Origin of the sequence: Sulfurimicrobium lacus (genome assembly GCF_011764585.1) — a bacterium.
Taxonomy (GTDB): domain Bacteria; phylum Pseudomonadota; class Gammaproteobacteria; order Burkholderiales; family Sulfuricellaceae; genus Sulfurimicrobium; species Sulfurimicrobium lacus.
This window is the reverse complement of record NZ_AP022853.1, coordinates 3414455-3433341: the sequence shown is the minus strand read 5'-3', so window position 1 is coordinate 3433341 and position 18887 is coordinate 3414455. Positions and strand designations below refer to the sequence as shown.

The window sequence follows — 18887 nt, the reverse complement described above, 5'->3', positions numbered from 1 at the left end:
TTCTCTCCTCAGAAGGTTAATTAAAGCAAACGAAAAAGGGGATTATTTATAGATGAGTTACGGAATTATTGCAACCTGAATTTAGGCTGGAGTAGCCAACATCTGGCCGGAACGCATCCATGCCATGATGCCGCCTTGCAGGTTCATGACGTTGCGAAACCCTTGTTGCGACAGGAATGCGGTGACTTGTCCCGAGCGTGCACCGCTCTGGCAGTAGAACACGGTGGGGGTGTCCGCGCACAACTCGCTCACCTTCAAGGGAATGAGGTGCATCGGAATATGTTCTGCGCCTTCGATGTAACCGCGCGCCACTTCGCCCTCTGAACGGACGTCGATCAGCTTTATCTTGCCTTCCGAGCGCATTTTTTCCAGACCGCTAATGTCAATTTCCTGGATACCGAACATTGTTTCTCCTCGCGTTAAATCAGGTAGAACTTTAGAGATCGCTAATATACCAAATTCCGATTTTTATGCAACCCGTTAATTAAAAATGATATTTGCATCTTTTTGGCTGGGCGGCTGCTTGGCGCACGGGCTGGTTCACGTCGGCCTGACGTCAGGAAACCGTCTGGTAATAAAGATTTTGCGGATGGTTGGCCTGAGCAAAGAAGAACCAGCGTTCAGCGATCAGCCCCGCGTATTGCACGAAGAACGCCATCAACAGCAGGCCGGGGTTGCTGCTTGACAGGCCCCAGGTGAGGAAAACGAACGGCAGCCCGAAGGTCAGGGCAATGAACAGCCATTTCACCGAGCGCAGCATGGCGGCGGATTTGCCGTGGAAAAATTCGCGTGTATTGAATGAGCCACCCATGAATCCCTGCGATTTTTGTGCAATGACATTGTGGCGTATGCCGATGGCGCTTTGCAGGGTGGATTTCGGCTTGAGCTTGTGGTTTCTTACCAGCGATGCACTGCGCGAAACAAAGGCGAGTACCGTGATGATGAGTGCCCACTTTGCGTAAAAGCCCGTCAATGCCGGCGCCGCGAGTGCGGCGTAGCCAGCGGCCAGGGCGAACCCGGATGCGCCGCCGAGCAGGATGAAGTTAATCACCGTGAGCGGGGTGTGCCATTCTTGCAGGAAGCGCAGGCAGGCGTAGATCATGCCTGTGCTGACGAACAGCGCGAAGCACAACAGCGTGCCGGCAGCGCCGATCAGCATGATCAAGTCGACTTGCAAGGTTTCGCCCAGCGTGAATAGCGGAACATTCCAGCCGAAATAATGCGCCACGCCGTAACCGAACACGCAGGCCATGAATCCCGGCAACACGATCACTTCGCGCGACAGCCAGGAAGTGCGCCACTGCGCGGCGGAGCGCCAGGCGCGTTCGGGGTGGCCGAGATGGAAGAACGAAGAAACCAGTCCCGCGATCAGGAATGCCAGCGCGATCATGCTGCCTACGGCATAGAACTGGCGGTCTCCCTGCGCAGAAAGCACGTGGAAGAGGGCATACACCTGGCCGGTATACAGCGCCAGGAACAAGCCCTGGCCGACGCCGATCAGGGTGGTGAGAAAAATCACGGAAAAAGCAGGATGCACGGTCAATTACTCCAGTTATTCAAATTACCACGAGGTCACATCGTCCAGCGAAGGTTCGCTCTTGTCCGGCTTGGGCAACAGGCGCTCTTTCTTGAGCGGGTTGTCGGCGCGGACCAGTTCGTCGTCGTGGATGCGCAACTGCGTCTTGCGTCGCGGCAGGTAGTGGTTGGAAGGCTTGGTGCCCCATTCCGGCATGAGCGGGTAGCCGCTGCTTTCGCGGATCGCCACCGACACGGCCGATTCCGGATCGTGCACGTCGCCGAACAGGCGCGCGCTGGTCGGGCAGGCGAGCACGCATGCGGGCTTGCGTTCTTTCTCCGGCAGTCCCATGTCGTAGATGCGGTCGACGCACAAGGTGCATTTCTTCATCACCTTCTGCTTCTCGTCGATCTCGCGCACGCCGTACGGACAAGCCCAGGAGCAATACTTGCAGCCGATGCACTTGTCGTAGTCCACCAGCACGATGCCGTCCTCCTTGCGCTTGTAGGAGGCGCCGGTCGGGCACACCGGCACGCAGGGCGGCTCTTCGCAGTGAAGGCAGGATTTGGGGAAATGCACCGTCTCAGTGTTGGGAAAGGTTCCGACTTCGAAGGTCTGCACCCGGTTCAAGAAAGTTCCCGTCGGGTCGGCGCCATAGGGGTTGAAGTCGGACAGCGGTCCAGCCATGCCGGAAGTGTTCCATTCCTTGCAGTTGGTGACGCAGGCATGGCAGCCGACGCACACGTTAAGGTCGATAACGAGGGCGAGTTGGGTCATTTCCAGTCTCCTTTGCCGGCAAAGAAGGCAAACCAGTTCGGTCTTTTCTGCGCCATTCCCGGCACTGGCTTGAGGGGTTCGAATTGCGGCGAGGTGTGTTGCGGTTCCTCGGGGCCTGCCGGGTAGATGCGCACGCGCACGTCGAACCAGCCGGCCTGCCCGGTGATCGGGTCCGAATTGGAAAGATGGGCGCCGGCATCGTGAGCCGGCAGTTCCTCGCCGATCAGGTGGTTGAGCAGGAAGCCTTTTTTCGCCTCGTTGGCATCGGCGTCCAGGCCCCATGCGCCGGCGGCCTTGCCGATGGCGTTCCAGGTCCACACCGTGCCCGGCTCCACCGCCTCGGAGAAGCGGCACATGCAGCGCACTTTGCCGTGCATGGATTCGGCCCACATCCAGCCGCCGTCGGCGATGCCTTGCGCGGCTGCGGTTTTCGGATTGACGAAGAGGAAGTTGTGCGCGTGAATCTGACGCAGCCAGGCGTTCTGCGAATCCCACGAGTGGTACATCGCCATCGGCCGCTGCGTGATGGCATTGAGCGGATACTTCTGGGTGTCGGTGAGCTGGGACTCGAGGGTCTCGTAATAGAACGGCAAAGGATCGAAATAGGTTTCGATGCGTTTTTTCAGATGCTGCGGCGGTTGACGCCCGTCCGTCTTGCCCTGTGCGGCAAGGCGGAACTTCTGCAGCACTTCCGAATAGATGTGGATCGAGATCGGCTCGGCGTAGCGCGTGATGCGGTTGCGCTGCGCCCATTCCAGGTAGCCCTGGTTCCAGTTACGCATGTACTGGTACGAGCGCGGCAGTTCGTGGTGGAAGAAGCCGCCGTTCTGGGCATACATTTCCCACTGGCGCGGATTGGGTTCGCCGCGCATGGTTTTTTCGCCGCCCTTGCCGCGCCAGCCGGCGAGGAAGCCGATGCCCGAACCGGGTTCGGTCTCGTAGTTGACGATGAAGTCGGGGTAGTCGCGATACTTGCGCGCACCGTCTTTCTGGGTGAAAGCCGGCAGTTTCAGGCGCGTGCCCAGTTCGATCAGCACTTCCTGGAACGGCTTGCAGTCGCCCTTGGGCGGCACGATCGGGATGCGCACCGCGTCCACCGGGCCGTCGAATTCGGAAATCGGCCGGTCGAGTATGGACATCACGTCGTGGCGCTCCAGGTAGGAGGTGTCCGGCAGCACCAGGTCGGCGAAGGCGGTCATTTCCGAGTGAAAGGCGTCGCACACGATCAGGAAGGGGATCTTGTACTCACCGTCCTCGCGCTTGTCGTTGAGCATGTCGCGCACCGAGACGGTGTTCATGGTGGAGTTCCACGCCATGTTCGACATGAAGATCAGCAGGGTGTCGATGCTGTAAGGGTCGCCGCGCCAGGCGTTGGTAATGACGTTGTGCATCAGGCCGTGCACCGCTAGCGGGTGCTCCCAGGAGAACGCCTTGTCGATGCGCACCGGGTCGCCCTTCTCGTCCACGAACAGGTCGTCCGGTTCCGCCGGCCAGCCCAGCGCCATGCCGTCGAGCGGCGTGTTCGGACGCACGCCTTCCGGACCCTTGGGCGTCTTGGCGCAGGGCGGGATGGGCCGCGGGAACGGCACTTTGTGGCGGAAGCCGCCGGGGCGGTCGATGGTGCCCAGCAGCGACATCAGGATGGCCAGCGAACGGATGGTCTGGAAACCGTTGGAGTGCGCCGCCAGCCCGCGCATGGCGTGGAATGCGACCGGGTTGCCGGTGACGGTTTCGTGTTCCTTGCCCCAGGTATCGGTCCAGGCAATGGGTAGCTCGATGCGCTGGTCGCGCGCGGTGACGCCCATTTCATGCGCCAGGCGGCGGATGGTGGTAGCCGGGATGCCGGTGATGCCTTCCGCCCATTCCGGGGTGTAGTCCTTGACGCGATCCTGCAAAAGCTGAAAGGCGGGCTTGAGCGGCGTGCCGTCCTTGAGCTTGAATTCGCCCAGCAGGAAGGGGTCGGCGCCCGCGGTATGGGTCACCACCGGCTTGTCGCTATTCCTGTCCCACCACAACTTGTTCTGCGGGTCGAAGCAGCCCTCTTCCTCGGGCACTTCGGTGCGCACGAACATGCCGAATTCGCTGCTGGCATCGTTGAGATTCACCAGTTCCGCGGCGTTGGAGTACTGAACGAGAAATTCGCGGTCGTACAGGCCCTGGCGGATGATTTCGTGGTTCAGCGCCAGCAGCAGGGCGCCATCGGTGCCGGGGCGGATCGGCACCCATTCGTCGGCGATGGCCGAATAGCCGGTGCGTACCGGGTTGATCGAGATGAAGCGTCCGCCGTTGCGCTTGAACTTGGACAGGGCGATCTTCATCGGGTTGGAGTGATGGTCCTCGGCGGTGCCGATCATGACGAACAGCTTGGCGCGGTCGAGGTCGGGGCCGCCGAATTCCCAGAACGAGCCGCCGATGGTGTAGATCATGCCCGCGGCCATGTTGACCGAGCAGAAGCCGCCGTGGGCGGCATAGTTTGGGGTGCCGAACTGCTTGGCGAAGAGGCCGGTCAAGGCCTGCATCTGGTCGCGCCCGGTAAAGAGGGCGAATTTTTTCGGATCGGTGGCGCGGATGTGCGCCAGGCGTTCTTCCATCATGCTGAACGCTTCGTCCCAGGAAATCGCCTCGAATTCGTTCGCGCCACGCTCGCTGCCCGGCTTGCGGCGCAGCGGCACGGTCAGGCGCGCCGGAGAGTACTGCTTCATGATCCCGGACGAGCCCTTGGCGCAGATCACGCCCTGGTTGAGCGGATGGTCGGGGTTGCCCTGGATGTAGCGCACCTCGCCGCCGCGCAACGTGACGCGGATGCCGCAGCGGCAGGCGCACATGTAACAGGTGGTATTCTTGACTTCCTGTTTGTCGTGATTATCGAACTGAATTTCAGCGCTCATTTGATTCCTACTTTGGATGGCAGCACCATCTATTAACAAAACAGCATTTTCTAATGTTCAAAACCAAATCGACACCTCGCCGGGTGGTATAGCAACCGGGCGCCGTTCTTTCCTTCTTTCTGGGGAATCTGGGCGGGTCGAGAGATTTGTGACTTGCGATGCGTCTGCAAGGTTTGCAGGAAAGGACGCAGTCCGATCATGCTGAAAACAGGAATTTATCAAGAAAACAGCTGTTTGCTCAACTGAAATTTTTTAATCAGATAATAAGTAGACTTGATCTAAATGGCCCCGGCGTGCGGAAAGGCATGACAGTCAACGGATCACGAGTGTCCGGTCTCCACAGGCAGCTTCTCGGCTTTCCATTCGGGGAAGCCATCTTCCATGCGTCGTGCGCGAAAGCCGGACTTGCGCAACTGCTCCACGGCATCGAATGCCAGCATGCAGTAAGGGCCGCGGCAATAGGCGACGATCTCCTGGGTATGCGGCAACTCCATCAGGCGTTGCGGCAAGGAATCGATGGGGATGTTGACCGCACCGGGAACGTGGCCGGCTTCATATTCGCCGGCAGGGCGCACGTCGATCACCATGGCTTCGCCGGCGCTGGCGAGACGCATCAGTTCGTCGCGGCGTAGCGGTTTGAGATCATCGCGGCTGTCGAAGTTATCGCGCACGATGCGTTCCACTTCCGCCAGATGGCGCTCAGCCACGCCGCGAATACTGGCGATGATGGCCGGGATGGCGTCGTCGCTCAGGCGGTAAAATATCTGCTGGCCTTCCCTGCGCGAGCTGGCCAGGCCGCCATCGCGCAGCGCCTGCAGGTGATGGGAGGTATTGGCGACAGACATGCCAGATGCTTGCGCCAGCGCGTCAACGCTGCGTTCGCCTTGCGCCAGCGCTTCCAGCAGTTCAAGGCGGTTGGGGCTGGCCATGGCTTTGGCAACGCGGGCGAAGTGCTCGAACAGGTGTTTTTTGGGAGAAACAGGTGCTGAAGTCATGGCGGCAAGTATACCGCAAGCTTCATTAGTCGGGCTTGCCAAGCGGCGGTCAGCGCTTGCAGACAGGGCCGTCGTCGGGATTTTCGAGGTTGCGCGCGATGGCCTGCACCAGGGTCTGCATTTCTTCCAGGGCGAAGGCGGAAAGCAGCCTGTTGGCCAGAGCGGGCTCGAGTCGGATCATGCAGGGCTGGCCGTTCTGCAGCGTGACGCGGATGCCCGCGACCTGGTGGGTGGAAGTTCCATCGGCCTGGTCGACCCGTTCTGCCTGCTGGTCCATTAATTCGTCGTAGTAGCTATCGAGGGCGTCGGACACCGTATCCGGAATATCTTCCGGCACCGCGGCGATCAAGCCCATGTTGTCTTCCACAACCTCGCACGCAACGCCTCGCTCATGCGCGAAATCAATGAACTGCTGACGCAATTCGTTATCGAAAAACATAAATTCAAACATGGTGTCAAGGCCGTGAGGGGTGAGGAGTGATGGGTGAGGGGAAAAGTCGGGTCGGCACCATGTGTTTTACGCGCCTGTACGTATCCAGTGGCCTGATTTGCCGCCTTGTTTCTCCAGTAAACGAATGGCGCCGATCTGCATGCCCCGGTCGACGGCTTTGCACATGTCGTAGATGGTGAGCAGGCCCACGCTAACGGCGGTCAGCGCTTCCATTTCCACCCCGGTGCGACCCAGCGTTTGCGCGGTTACCATGCACTCGATGCTGGCATCGGCCTGATTGACGTGGAATTCTACCGATACTTTGGTGAGGGCGAGCGGATGGCACAAGGGGATCAGGTCCGATGTACGTTTTGCCCCCTGAATTGCCGCAATGCGCGCCACGCCGAGCACGTCGCCCTTTTTTGCATCGCCGGCGAGAATGAGTTGCAGGGTTGCGGGGAGCATGCGGATTGCGCCGGCAGCGCGGGCGATGCGGCGCGTTTCCGTCTTGTCGCCCACGTCCACCATGTGGGCCCGGCCTTGTGCATCGAAATGGGTGAACTGACTCACCGCTGCTCCCTTTTAACCGTGAACTTATTGTTTGGAGCAGCTATCATATCACCATGAAATTGATTTACTTACTGCTGGCCCTCGGGGTTTTTCTGCCCCGGGTTCTTGCCGATGGCCTGCCCGACCTGGGCGATGCTTCGCAGGCCGTCCTCTCGCCGCAGCAGGAACGTCGCATCGGCGAATCCGTCATGAGCGATATTCGCAGCAGCAGCGAGCTGCTGGACGATGCCGAGGTTACCGATTACCTTAATTCCCTGGGTGCGCGACTGGTCGCGAACAGTGAGGACCCGGCCCGCAGTTTCGAGTTTTTTGTAGTCAAAGACGCGACACTGAATGCCTTTGCGCTTCCCGGCGGCTTTATCGGCGTGCATACCGGCCTGATCCTTTCGGCCCAGAGCGAATCCGAGCTTGCCAGCGTACTGGCCCACGAAATTGCCCACGTTACACAGCATCACCTGGCGCGCATGATTGCCGGCACGCAGAAAAACACTATCACCTCGCTGGCCGCGCTGGCGGTTGCAATACTCGCCTCGCGTTCCAATCCGCAAGTCGCCAACGCGGCCATGGCGACCGCCCAGGCCACCGGCATCCAGAGCCAGTTGGACTACACGCGCGAACATGAGCGCGAAGCCGACCGTGTCGGATTGAAGACACTGGAGCGGTCGGGTTTCGATCCACGTGCCATGGAAAACTTTTTCGAGCGGCTGCAGAAATACGGGCGCCTGTATGAAAACAACGCGCCGGTTTATCTGCGCACCCACCCGCTCACTACCGAGCGGATTTCGGATGTGCAAAACCGGGTGGAGGCGCTGCCTTATCGCCAGGTACCGGATAGCCTGGATTTTCAACTGGTGCGGGCCAAGGTCGAGGCTTCACAGGGACCTTCGACGCAGGCGATTAAAATTTTCCAGGCAGCATTGAAGGACAAGAAATACAGTAATGAAGCGGCGCAACATTATGGTCTGGCAGTGGCGCTGCTGCGCGGAAAGGACAATGCCGGCGCGGAGAAGGAGCTGGCTTTGGCACGCAAGCCTGTCATGGCGCACCCGATGTTCGATGCGTTGGCAGTGCAAATCAAGCTTGCCGCCAATCAGCCGGGCGCTGCTCTGGACGCCTGCCGAGGTGCCCTGAAACGCTATCCCCATCATCGCGCCTTGATCTTTGTTTGTGCCGAGACGCAATTGCAGATGCGACAACCCAATGAGGCACTGAGCCTGGTCAGCGGAGAGTTGAAAGCGCGTGGCGGTGACTACCGACTCTACCAGTTACAGGCCGAGGCCTACGCTGCCTTGGGAAAAAACCTGCAGCAGCATATGGCACTGGCGGAAGCCTACGTTCTGATGGGTAGTTTGAACGAAGCGGTCATACAGTTGCAGATCGGCCTCAAGGCCAGGGATGGGGATTTTTACCATTCTTCCATCGCGGAGGCGCGCCTGCGCCAGTTGCGCGAAATGGAAAAAGAAACGCGCAAGCAGGCACAGCCTTAAGCTAGTTGCAGATATTGGTGGTGCAGTTGTTCTACCTGTTGCTGCAATTCGCTTCGCTCGCCGTGGTTGTCAATGATGTCATCCGCCAGTCGCAGCCGCTCGGAGCGGCTGACCTGGCAGGCCATGATGGCGCGAACTTCCTCTTCGTTTAATCCGCTGCGCGCCATGGCGCGTGAAGCCTGCTGGTCTTCGGCGCAATCCACCACCAGGGTACGTTGCACCAGCTCGCGGTATGCGCCGGTTTCAAGCAGGAGCGGTACTGTGATGATGGTGTAGGGTGTTTGTGCCACGGCCAGGCGGCAGCATACTTCGTCCTTGATCAAGGGGTGGAGCAGGGCTTCCAGCTGCTTTTTTGCAACAGCATCGGAAAACACCAGATTGCGCAACCGGGAGCGATTCAGGTTGCCATCGGGCAAGACATAATCTGCTCCAAATTGTTTCTGGATAGCAGTCACAGCCGGTTGGCCCAATGCAGTGAGTTGGTGTGCTATCTGGTCGGTATCGATGACAGTGGCGCCGAGTCGCTCGAATATCTCAGCCGCCGCACTTTTGCCGCAGCCGATGCCGCCAGTGAGGCCGACGATCAGCACTAGGCTACGCCGAGGTAGGCCTGGGTGATCGCTTTACCCCAGAACAGGGCGATCAGCCCGCCTCCGGCAAGATAGGGGCCGAAAGGGATCGGTACCTGGCGGCCGTGGCCGGCGAAAAGGATAAGAACGATGCCGATTGCTGCGCCGACCATGGAGGACAGCAGGATGGTGAGCGGCAGCACCTGCCAGCCCAGCCAGGCGCCAATCGCAGCAAGCAGCTTGAAATCGCCGAACCCCATACCTTCCTTGCCGGTCGCAAGTTTGAACAGCCAGTACACGCTCCACAGGATGAGGTATCCCACAACCGCGCCGATGACTGCGGAACTGAGAGGGGTAAAAGTGCCGTTGAAATTGACCAGCAGACCCAGCCACAGCAGGGGCTGCGTAATGCTGTCCGGCAACAGATGGGTGTCGAAATCGATGAAGGTAAGCGCGATGAGCGCCCAGACGAAAAGCAAAGCAGTTAATGCCGCAGCACCGAAGCCGAAATGCCATGCGACAAAGGCGCTGAGTCCGCCGGTAAGCGCTTCCACCAGAGGGTAGCGCGGGCTGATGGCGGCTTTGCAGTTGGAACAGCGTCCGCGCAAGGCCAGGTAGCTCAGAACGGGGATGTTTTCCATCGCACTGATCCGGTGCCCGCAACTGGGGCACGCTGAGCGAGGAACAACCAGATCGTAACGCGGGCCGGGCGCAGCGGAAGACGGTTCGGTGGCGGCATCCAGCGCAGCGCATTGTTCGCGCCATTCCTGCTCCATCATTTTGGGCAGGCGGTGGATGACGACATTGAGAAAGCTGCCCACTAACAGGCCAAATACGCCGCACAAGGCGATAAAGGCGGCAGGGGTGGATTGCAGAAGTTGCAACAGTTCCATCGGTGGATTCCGAATGCGAGGGTGCGGGTCCGGCTTGCTGCCGGACCCGGGGCAAAGAAAAGCTAGACCACTGCGCCTAGTTTGAAGATCGGCAGATACAAGGCAACCACCAAGCCGCCGATGAGGGTGCCGAGTACCACCATGATCATCGGTTCCATCAGGCTGGAGAGAGCACTCACGGCATCGTCCACTTCCGCTTCATAAAAATCGGCTACCTTGCTGAGCATGGAATCGAGTGCACCGGATTCCTCACCGATGGTGACCATCTGCAGCACCATGTTGGGAAACAGGTTGGTGTTCTGCATCGCCACCGTCAGACTGGTGCCGGTGCTAACCTCGCCCTGGATTTTCTTGGTGGCATTGTAGTAGATAATGTTGCCGGCAGCGCCCGCCACCGAGTCCATGGCTTCCACCAGCGGCACGCCGGCAGCAAACATGGTGGACAGAGTACGGCTCCAGCGCGCGATGGTGGCTTTTTCGATGACCGGCCCAAATATAGGAGCTTTCAGCAAGAGGCGATCCATCACTTCCTGCATCGCGCGTGAACGTTTCCAGGTGTAAAAGAAGAACCAGAAAGCGCCACCGATAATGCCAAAGATCAGATACCAATAGGAAACGAAGAAGTCGGATATGGCCATCACGACCAGGGTGGGGCCCGGCAAGTCGGCGCCGAAACTGCGGAATACTTCCTTGAAGGCAGGCACCACGAAAATCATGATCACGGCGGTGATGACGAACGCTACGATGATGATCGAGATCGGGTAGAACAGAGCGGCCTTGATCTTGCCCTTGATGGCTTGGATTTTTTCCTTGTAAGTGGCCAGCCGATCGAGAATGGTGTCCAGAATGCCGGCCTGCTCGCCGGCGTTGATCAGGTTGCAGTAGAGCGCGTCGAAATATATCGGGTATTTCTTGAACGCCTGGCTCATGCTGCTGCCGGTGGAAATGTCGGACTTGATGTCGAGCAGCAGTTTCTGCACTGCCGGATTGCTATGGCCCTTGCCCACAATGTCGAAAGACTGCAGCAGCGGCACGCCGGCTTTCATCATGGTGGAAAGCTGGCGTGTGAACAGAGTGATGTCCTTGTCGGTAATCTTGCCGCCTCGGGTCCTTTGTTTTTTGATCTTGGCCCCAAGCAGTCCTTGGCGCCGCAAATTGGCGTTGACGACGGTTTCGCTCGCCGCCACCATGTCGCCTTTGACGATTTTCCCCTTCTTGTCCTTGGCTTCCCAACTGAAGTTGTATTCTTTTACGGCTATTTTTTTCGCGAGTGCCATTGTCAATCCTTATTCGTTGGTCACGGCTTCGATTTCTTCCAGTGAAGTCAGGCCGGATTTGACCTTGATCAGGCCGGAATAACGCAAGTCGCGCACACCTTCGCGCCGCGCCTGGTCTGAAATGTCGTGGGCCGTACCGTTTTTCATGATGATACGGCTCATTTCGTCAGTAATGGGCATAACCTGATAAATACCGAGGCGGCCTTTATAGCCTTTTTGCTTGCACAGGTCGCAACCGCCTGGTTTATGGGTGTAAGGCTGCCAGCTGCCATCCAGGTCTTCCTCGTTGAAGCCGGCCCGCAGCAGCGCTTCGCGCGGAATATCGATGGGGATTTTACAGCTGCACAGACGCCGCGCCAGGCGTTGCGCGGTGATCATGATGACTGACGAAGCGATATTGAAAGGCGCTACGCCCATGTTCATGAGGCGGGTCAGCGTGGAAGGGGCATCGTTGGTGTGCAGGGTGGAGAGCACCATGTGACCGGTCTGTGCCGCCTTGATGGCGATGTCGGCGGTCTCCAGGTCGCGAATTTCGCCCACCATGATCACGTCCGGATCCTGGCGCAGGAAAGACTTGAGTGCGGCGGCAAAGGTCAGCCCCGCCTTGTCGTTGACGTTGACCTGGTTGACGCCCGGCAGGTTGATTTCGGCCGGATCTTCCGCAGTGGAAATATTGACGCCCGGCTTGTTGAGGATGTTGAGACAGGTATAGAGCGATACGGTCTTGCCGCTGCCGGTCGGGCCGGTTACGAGTACCATTCCGTAAGGCCGCTGCACGGCGGCGAGCAGAAGTTCTTTCTGGTCCGGATCGTAGCCGAGGGCGTCAATGCCCAGCGTGGCGCTGGCGGGATCGAGAATACGCATGACGATCTTTTCGCCATACAGGGTAGGCAGGGTGCTGACGCGGAAATCGATGGCGCGGTTCTTGGACAGTACCAGCTTCATGCGTCCATCCTGCGGCACGCGCCGCTCGGCGATGTCCAGTTTGGAAATCACCTTGATGCGCGAAGAAATCTTGTCCTTGATCGCCAACGGCGGCTGGGCCGCTTCATACAGGTTGCCGTCCAGACGGTAACGGATGCGGAAGAATTTCTCGTAAGGCTCGAAGTGGATGTCCGACACCCCGGCGTTGATCGCATCCATCAGTATCTTCTGCAGGTATTTGACCACCGGCGCATCGTCGATTTCAATGCTGGCGTTCTCGTCCTGTCGCGCTTTTTCCTGGGTCTCGTCGTCGGTGAATTCCAGGTCTCCCATGTCTTCGATCGACATGCTCTTCAGCGACGTGTCGCTGGATTCGACGATTTTCTCGATCAGCTTGCCGAGCTTGTCGTCCTCGACCACCACCTGTTCCACTGTATGGTTGGTCTGAAAACGCAGGTCGTTGATGGTCTGCAGATTGGTAGGATCGGAAGTGGCGATGAAGAGATGCGTGCCGCGCTGGTGCAGAGGCAGGACGCGACGGCTCTGGATGGTCGCGGGATCGATGATGCCCTTGGGCAGGTGATCGACGGAGATCGCATTAAGGTCGAGCAGGGGGAATCCGAAGTTCTGCGAGGCGAATTCTGCTACCTGTGCGGCACCGAGTTTGTTGCTCAAAACCAGCTGGGAGACGAAGCTGATGTTGGAGGTCTTGGCCTGGGCCTTGATTGCTTCGGCGTCGACGTCAAGAAGCAGGCCCTGTTGAACCAGTGAGCGAGCCAGACCGCTTAGGCTAGTGGGAGGCGCAGCTGCGACCATCTAATTGGGTGCTCCAAGAGTACGTGAATAGTTTAATGATGCCCCTTGCATGTTTTTTTGTAAAGCAAACGGCCTTGTTATTGGGGGGCTCCGGAGGGCGGGAATACTTTGACTACTTTCACCGCACGGTCCTGGGTTTGAATGATTTCCAGCGCGATACCGGCAATCTTCAGACTGATGCCGGCTTCCGGGATATCTTCGAGATGTTCGAGAATCAGGCCGTTTATGGTTTTCGGGCCGTCCAGCGGGAACTGCAAAGCGAGTTTGCGGTTAAGGTCGCGCAGCAAGCTGCCGCCGTCCACCAGCCAGCCGCCGTCTTCCTGGAGGCGATAGGCGCTTCCCTGTGCCGGGGCGTGGGTAGTGAATTCTCCCACGATCTCTTCCAGGATGTCTTCCAGGCTCACCAGGCCGAGTAATTCGCCATATTCGTCTACCACCAGTCCCGCACGGCGCTGGGTTTCCTGGAAGTGTTGCAGTTGGGTAAAAAGCGCGGTTCCGGCGGGGATGAAATACGGTTCGCGCATCACTTCCCGCAGCGCTTCGGCGTCCAGTTCGCCGCTCTGTGTCTGGTGCAGCACCTTGCGCATATGAATCTGGCCGATGATGTTATCCAGTTGTCCCTGGTAGACCGGCAATCGGGTGTGGTGACTGGTGGAAAGCTGATGGCGAATTTCTTCAGCCGCCGCGTCGATGTCGATGGCCTCGATCTGGTTGCGCGGCGTCATTACATCGTCCACCGTGATTTTTTCCAGACTGAACAGATTGAGCAGGATGCTTTGGTGCTTCTGCGGAATGTAGTGACCCGCCTCCAGAACCAGAGTGCGCAACTCCTCGGGGCCGAGAGAATGTGCTTCGGCGTTCTTGGGTTTAAGACGCATCAGCCAAAGCAGCAGGTTGACGAACAGGTTGACGAACCAGATGATCGGGTAGGCAAGCCTGAGCAGCGGGGTGAGCACGAAACTGGCGGGAATCGCGACACGTTCCGGATAGGCCGCTCCCAGTACCTTGGGGGTGATTTCGCTGAATACCAAAATAAGGAAGGTCACCGCCAGGGTGCCGATGGTTAGGGACCATTCGTTATCGCCGAACAGTCTAATGGTAATAACGGTAACCAGAGCGGCGGCTGCGGCATTGAGCAGATTGTTGCCAAGCAGGAGAATGCCCAGCAGTTTGTCGGTATGGTCGAGCAGGTAAGCCGTGAGTTTTGCGCCACGATGGCCCTGTTTGACCAGATGTTTCAGGCGATAGCGGTTGATAGCCATCATGCTGGTTTCCGAGATGGAAAAGAAACCGGAAACGATCAGCAAAACAGCCAGCGCGCCGATCAGCACGCCTAAAGGTATGTCGTTCAAGAAGCGTAGGGCCTTGAGCTATGGAATGGATGCACAGTCATGACAGGCGCCTAACGCCCCAGCAGGATCTCAAGCACGAACTTGCTGCCGATGTAGGCCATCAGCAGCGCGGCGAACCCGCTCAAGGTCCAGCGAATGGCGGTACGTCCGCGCCAGCCATATATATGCCGACCGCCGAGCAGCGCTGCGTAAATGCCCCAGGAGATCAGGGCAAACAGTGTTTTGTGGCTGAATTGCAACGCCTGACCGAATATCTCTTCGGAAAACAGCATGCCGCTTACCAGCGTCAGAGTGAGCAGGGTGAAGCCTGCCCAAAGAATGCGGAACAACAGGTGTTCCATGGTGAGCAAGGGCGGCAGCCGCTGCAGCAGTGTGGAGAGCGGCCGGTTATGGAGATGGCGCTCCACCAGTGCCATCAGCAGCGCGTGCAAGGACGCGATGGTGAACAGGCTGTAGGCCAGGATGGCGATGTGCAGGTGAATTTTGAACAGCAGCAATTCGGAATGCAGCAGGGTGTGGGTGGCGGGCAGCAGCAGGGGGGTGAAGAGGCTGATGGCAGCGAAAGGCAGTACGAAGCCTTGCAAACCTTCCAGGTCGTTGCGCATGCTCGCCAGCCAATAAACTGCAACGGTCAGCCAGGCAATGGCGGAAATGGCATGGCCGACACCAAGTTTCAGCCCCTCGGGCTGGAAAATGGAGTGGTACAGCAGCATGCCATGAAGCGCCAGCGGGACCAGGATGGCCAGCTTTTCCAGGGTGGGACTCAGGGCGCGGGCGCTGTCGCCTTGCCACAGGACACGCCAGAAATAGGCGCTCAGTCCGGCATAAAGCAGGGCGGTCAGGAAAAGAGGTAATAAATCAGGCATGGTTTGGGATAAAATTCAGTCTTTCCGATTCTACACCATCAGCATCTAGGAACGAACATGTTCGACAACCTTTCACAGCGCCTTTCCGGCGTTATCAAGACCCTGCGCGGCCAGGCGCGGCTGACCGAGGCCAACATCCAGGATGCCATGCGCGAAGTGCGCATGGCATTGCTGGAGGCCGACGTGGCGCTGCCGGTGGTGAAGGATTTCATCGCCAAGGTCAGGGAACGCTCCTTGGGCCAGGAGGTCATGTCCAGCCTCACCCCCGGCCAGGCGGTGGTGCAGGTGGTGTACCAGGAACTCACCCTCCTCATGGGCGACCATAACGCCACACTCAACCTGGCGGCGCGCCCGCCGGCAGTCATTCTGCTGGCAGGTTTGCAGGGCGCGGGCAAAACCACAACGGCCGGCAAGCTGGCGAAGTTCCTGCGCGAGCAGATGAAGAAGAAAGTCCTGCTGACCAGTTGCGACGTCTACCGTCCGGCGGCGATCGAGCAGTTGAGAACCCTGGCGCAGCAACTGGAAACGGATTTCTTTCCCTCCGAAGTGGGGCAGCAACCGGAAAAAATCGCGCTCGACGCACTGGATTTTGCGCGCAAGCATTTCCACGATGTGGTGATCGTCGATACTGCCGGCCGTCTGGGCATCGACGAAGCGATGATGGACGAAATCAAGCGTCTCCATGCCGCGCTCGACCCCATCGAGACGCTGTTCGTGGTGGACGCGATGCAGGGGCAGGACGCGGTCAATACCGCCAAGGCCTTCAGCGACGCGCTGCCGCTTACCGGCGTGATCCTCACCAAGCTGGACGGCGATTCGCGCGGCGGTGCGGCGCTGTCGGTGCGGCAGGTGACCGGCAAGCCGATCAAGTTTGTCGGCGTGGGCGAAAAGGTCGCAGGCCTGGAGCCATTTTATCCCGACCGCATGGCTTCGCGCGTGCTCGGCATGGGGGACGTGCTGTCGCTGATCGAGGACGCGCAGCGCGGCGTGGACCAGGATGAGGCGCAGAAGCTGGCGAAAAAACTCAAGTCTGGCAAGTCATTCGACCTGGAAGATTTCAAGCAGCAGATGCAGCAGATGAAGAAAATGGGCGGCATCAGCGCCCTGATGGACAAATTGCCCGGCCAGTTGAGCCAGGCTGCGGCCGGGGCACAGGTGGACGATAAAGCGATCGGTCGCCTGGAAGGCATCATCAATTCCATGACGCCGCAGGAGCGGCGCAAACCGGAAATCCTCAAGGCCGGGCGCAAGCGCCGCATTGCCGCGGGCGCCGGGGTGCAGGTGCAGGAAGTGAACCGCTTGCTCAGCCAGTTCGAGCAGACGCAGAAAATGATGAAAATGCTATCCAAGGGCGGCGGCATGGCGAAAATGATGCGCGGCATGAAGGGCATGCTGCCGGGAATGCGATAACGTCCTTGCAATGTGGGGTGGGAATGTCGTAAAATCGCGCTCTTTTTTCAAGTTTTAACGGTTAGGCTGAAAACTATGGTTATTATTCGACTCGCACGTGGCGGCGCCAAAAAGCGTCCCTTCTTCAATCTGGTGGTGGCTGATTCGCGCGAGCGTCGCGACGGCCGTTTCATCGAGCGCGTGGGTTTCTACAACCCGGTCGCTCCTGAAGGCCAGGAATCCATGCGTATCAACAGCGAGCGCGTAGCTTACTGGCAGAGCAAGGGCGCCCAATTGAGCGACGCCGTTGCCAAGCTGGTCAAGCGCGCGGGCGCTGCGGCCGCCTAATATATTAGGTGCCACATCAGCCTGATGACCTGACCGTGATGGGGCACGTCGGTGTCCCATTCGGTGTGCGTGGCTGGGTGAAAGTGCATACTTACACCGAGCATAGCGACAGCCTGCTGGATTATCCGGTGTGGTGGCTGGGTCGCAACGGTCAATGGCAGGAATACGAGGTGCTGGGATGCGACGAGCACCCCAAGGCTCTGGTTGCCCATCTGGCCGGCAGTAATGACCGGGAAGCCGCAATCGCCTTGCGCGGTTGCGAGATTGCGGTGCCGAAGAAAAGCCTTCCCCCGGCCGCCGAAAATGAATATTACTGGGCCGACCTGATCGGCCTGGAAGTAGTGAATACCGAGCAACAGAAGCTGGGAAGCGTCAGCGGCCTGCTGGAAACCGGTGCCAATGACGTGCTGGTGGTGCAGGGGGAGCGGGAGCGCTTGATCCCGTTCATCGCTCAAGTCGTGCTGGAAGTGGACCAGGCAACGGGGACGATCCGGGTGGACTGGGGTCTGGATTACTAAGTTGAATCCATACCAGTTCGATGTCGTAACGCTGTTTCCCCCGATGTTCGAGGCGTTGACCGCCAGCGGCATCACTCGGCGGGCGCAGGAAAGGGAAAGCTACCAGTTGCGGTTGTGGAATCCGCGTGATTTCACCAGCAACAACTATCGCACCGTGGATGACCGGCCTTATGGCGGCGGCCCGGGCATGGTGATGCTGGCGGAGCCGCTGGAAAAAGCCATCGCAGCGGCGCGGCAGGCGCAAACGGCCGCGGGAGCCGAAAAACCCAAAGTGGTTTATCTCTCGCCACAGGGACGCATGCTGGACCATGCCCTGGTGATGGAACTGGTTGCTACGGGCGGGCTGGTTTTGCTGGCCGGGCGCTACGAAGGTGTCGATGAGCGCCTGTTGCGGCGCCAGGTGGATGAAGAAATTTCCATCGGCGACTATGTGCTGTCGGGAGGTGAACTCCCGGCCATGGTGCTGATGGACAGTATTATCCGGCAACTGCCGGGGGTGCTGGGTGACGCGGAATCGGCCGAGCAGGATTCATTCGTGAATGGCCTGCTGGATTATCCGCACTACACCCGGCCCGAAGTTTATCAGGGCGATAGCGTGCCGGAGGTGTTGATGTCCGGCAATCACGCCCTGATACAGAAGTGGCGGCTGAAACAGGCGCTTGGACGCACCTGGCAACGCCGTCCTGATTTGCTGGCGAAACGCCAGTTAACCAAAGAGGAATCTCGGCTGCTGGCTGAGTATCAGCAGGAACAAGATTCCGCATAAGAAAAGGAAGTTGAAACATGAATATCATCGAACAACTGGAGCAGGAAGAAATCGCCCGCCTGGGCAAGACCATCCCCGATTTCGCCCCTGGCGACACGGTCGTGGTGCAGGTTAAAGTGAAGGAAGGTACGCGCGAGCGTCTGCAGGCCTATGAAGGCGTGGTGATTGCCAAGCGCAATCGCGGTCTGAATTCCGCCTTCATCGTGCGCAAGATTTCTTCCGGCGAAGGCGTGGAACGTACTTTCCAGACCTACTCCCCGCTGGTGGCCAGCATCGAAGTCAAGCGCCGCGGCGACGTGCGCCGCGCCAAGCTGTACTACCTGCGCGACCGCTCCGGCAAGTCGGCACGTATCAAGGAAAAACTGCCTAACCGCAAGCCTCAAGCAGCGGCGTAACAGTGCCCGTGTCCCCGCTACCGGTTTTCCGGGGCGGGGATGTTCCGCTTTGCCTGACCGATTCGATTACGGTTCAGTTCGTTTACAATAGCGCCATGCGCTATCTCATTT

The 18887-nt window shown here is 58.9% G+C and carries 19 protein-coding genes; 6 read left to right on the top strand and 13 right to left on the bottom strand.

Translation table 11 applies throughout. The features are described from left to right. Positions 1 to 81 precede the first annotated feature (81 nt). The 7 genes from SKTS_RS16700 to moaC form a co-directional block, all read right to left on the bottom strand. Complete coding sequence (locus SKTS_RS16700) at positions 82 to 405, bottom strand: rhodanese-like domain-containing protein (RefSeq protein ID WP_173067703.1); 324 nt, start codon at positions 403 to 405, stop codon at positions 82 to 84. 151 nt (positions 406 to 556) lie between these two features. Next, positions 557 to 1537, bottom strand: a complete 981-nt coding sequence (locus SKTS_RS16695; RefSeq protein WP_173067700.1) for a dimethyl sulfoxide reductase anchor subunit family protein — start codon at positions 1535 to 1537, stop codon at positions 557 to 559. 24 nt (positions 1538 to 1561) lie between these two features. Next, positions 1562 to 2293: a 4Fe-4S dicluster domain-containing protein gene (locus SKTS_RS16690; protein WP_173067697.1), complete on the bottom strand. Its 732-nt coding sequence runs from the start codon at positions 2291 to 2293 to the stop codon at positions 1562 to 1564. Continuing rightward, positions 2290 to 5181 (bottom strand): molybdopterin oxidoreductase family protein, encoded by a 2892-nt coding sequence (locus tag SKTS_RS16685; protein WP_173067694.1) that lies wholly within the window; start codon positions 5179 to 5181, stop codon positions 2290 to 2292. The genes SKTS_RS16690 and SKTS_RS16685 overlap by 4 nt, the downstream gene beginning before the upstream one ends. Before the next feature lie 320 nt (positions 5182 to 5501). Then, the gene (locus SKTS_RS16680; protein WP_173067691.1) at positions 5502 to 6176 is read right to left on the bottom strand and encodes an ArsR/SmtB family transcription factor; all 675 of its coding nucleotides are present in this window, start codon (positions 6174 to 6176) and stop codon (positions 5502 to 5504) included. Positions 6177 to 6225: 49 nt separating this feature from the next. Then, complete coding sequence (locus SKTS_RS16675) at positions 6226 to 6627, bottom strand: hypothetical protein (RefSeq protein ID WP_173067688.1); 402 nt, start codon at positions 6625 to 6627, stop codon at positions 6226 to 6228. 66 nt (positions 6628 to 6693) lie between these two features. Continuing rightward, the gene (gene moaC, locus SKTS_RS16670) at positions 6694 to 7176 is read right to left on the bottom strand and encodes a cyclic pyranopterin monophosphate synthase MoaC (protein WP_173067685.1); all 483 of its coding nucleotides are present in this window, start codon (positions 7174 to 7176) and stop codon (positions 6694 to 6696) included. 53 nt (positions 7177 to 7229) lie between these two features. On the opposite strand from moaC, the gene SKTS_RS16665 reads away from it, so the two are divergent. Continuing rightward, a complete protein-coding gene (locus SKTS_RS16665) occupies positions 7230 to 8663 on the top strand; it encodes a M48 family metalloprotease (protein ID WP_173067682.1) in 1434 nt (477 codons plus the stop codon). Here the strand turns inward: SKTS_RS16665 and coaE are convergent. The 6 genes from coaE to SKTS_RS16635 form a co-directional block, all read right to left on the bottom strand. Further along, positions 8660 to 9253: a dephospho-CoA kinase gene (gene coaE / locus SKTS_RS16660; RefSeq protein ID WP_173067679.1), complete on the bottom strand. Its 594-nt coding sequence runs from the start codon at positions 9251 to 9253 to the stop codon at positions 8660 to 8662. The two genes, SKTS_RS16665 and coaE, sit on opposite strands and share 4 nt — an antisense overlap. Next, positions 9253 to 10125, bottom strand: a complete 873-nt coding sequence (locus SKTS_RS16655) for a prepilin peptidase (protein WP_173067676.1) — start codon at positions 10123 to 10125, stop codon at positions 9253 to 9255. Before SKTS_RS16655 ends, coaE begins: the two co-directional genes overlap by 1 nt. 62 nt (positions 10126 to 10187) lie before the next feature. Continuing rightward, positions 10188 to 11402, bottom strand: a complete 1215-nt coding sequence (locus SKTS_RS16650) for a type II secretion system F family protein (RefSeq protein WP_173067673.1) — start codon at positions 11400 to 11402, stop codon at positions 10188 to 10190. Between the two features lie 9 nt (positions 11403 to 11411). Next, positions 11412 to 13142, bottom strand: coding sequence for a type IV-A pilus assembly ATPase PilB (gene pilB, locus SKTS_RS16645; RefSeq protein ID WP_173067670.1), 1731 nt, complete (start codon positions 13140 to 13142; stop codon positions 11412 to 11414). Between the two features lie 77 nt (positions 13143 to 13219). Continuing rightward, positions 13220 to 14494 carry an HlyC/CorC family transporter gene (locus SKTS_RS16640; protein ID WP_173067667.1) on the bottom strand — a complete coding sequence of 425 codons (1275 nt, stop codon included), beginning with the start codon at positions 14492 to 14494 and terminating at the stop codon, positions 13220 to 13222. Positions 14495 to 14544: 50 nt separating this feature from the next. Further along, positions 14545 to 15360 (bottom strand): cytochrome C assembly family protein, encoded by an 816-nt coding sequence (locus tag SKTS_RS16635; protein ID WP_173067664.1) that lies wholly within the window; start codon positions 15358 to 15360, stop codon positions 14545 to 14547. Between the two features lie 57 nt (positions 15361 to 15417). Here SKTS_RS16635 and ffh point away from each other — a divergent pair, with 57 nt between their 5' ends. The 5 genes from ffh (at position 15418) to rplS (ending at position 18776) form a co-directional block, all read left to right on the top strand. Continuing rightward, positions 15418 to 16770, top strand: a complete 1353-nt coding sequence (gene ffh, locus SKTS_RS16630) for a signal recognition particle protein (protein ID WP_173067661.1) — start codon at positions 15418 to 15420, stop codon at positions 16768 to 16770. 75 nt (positions 16771 to 16845) lie between these two features. Further along, entirely contained in the window at positions 16846 to 17097 is a 252-nt protein-coding gene (gene rpsP / locus SKTS_RS16625) for a 30S ribosomal protein S16 (RefSeq protein WP_173067656.1), read from the top strand. An 8-nt stretch (positions 17098 to 17105) separates the two neighbouring features. Continuing rightward, positions 17106 to 17615, top strand: a complete 510-nt coding sequence (gene rimM, locus SKTS_RS16620) for a ribosome maturation factor RimM (protein ID WP_342342994.1) — start codon at positions 17106 to 17108, stop codon at positions 17613 to 17615. Position 17616: 1 nt separating this feature from the next. Further along, a complete protein-coding gene (gene trmD, locus SKTS_RS16615; RefSeq protein WP_280513673.1) occupies positions 17617 to 18381 on the top strand; it encodes a tRNA (guanosine(37)-N1)-methyltransferase TrmD in 765 nt (254 codons plus the stop codon). Between the two features lie 17 nt (positions 18382 to 18398). After that, entirely contained in the window at positions 18399 to 18776 is a 378-nt protein-coding gene (gene rplS / locus SKTS_RS16610; RefSeq protein ID WP_173067651.1) for a 50S ribosomal protein L19, read from the top strand. The last annotated feature ends 111 nt before the right edge of the window (positions 18777 to 18887 follow it).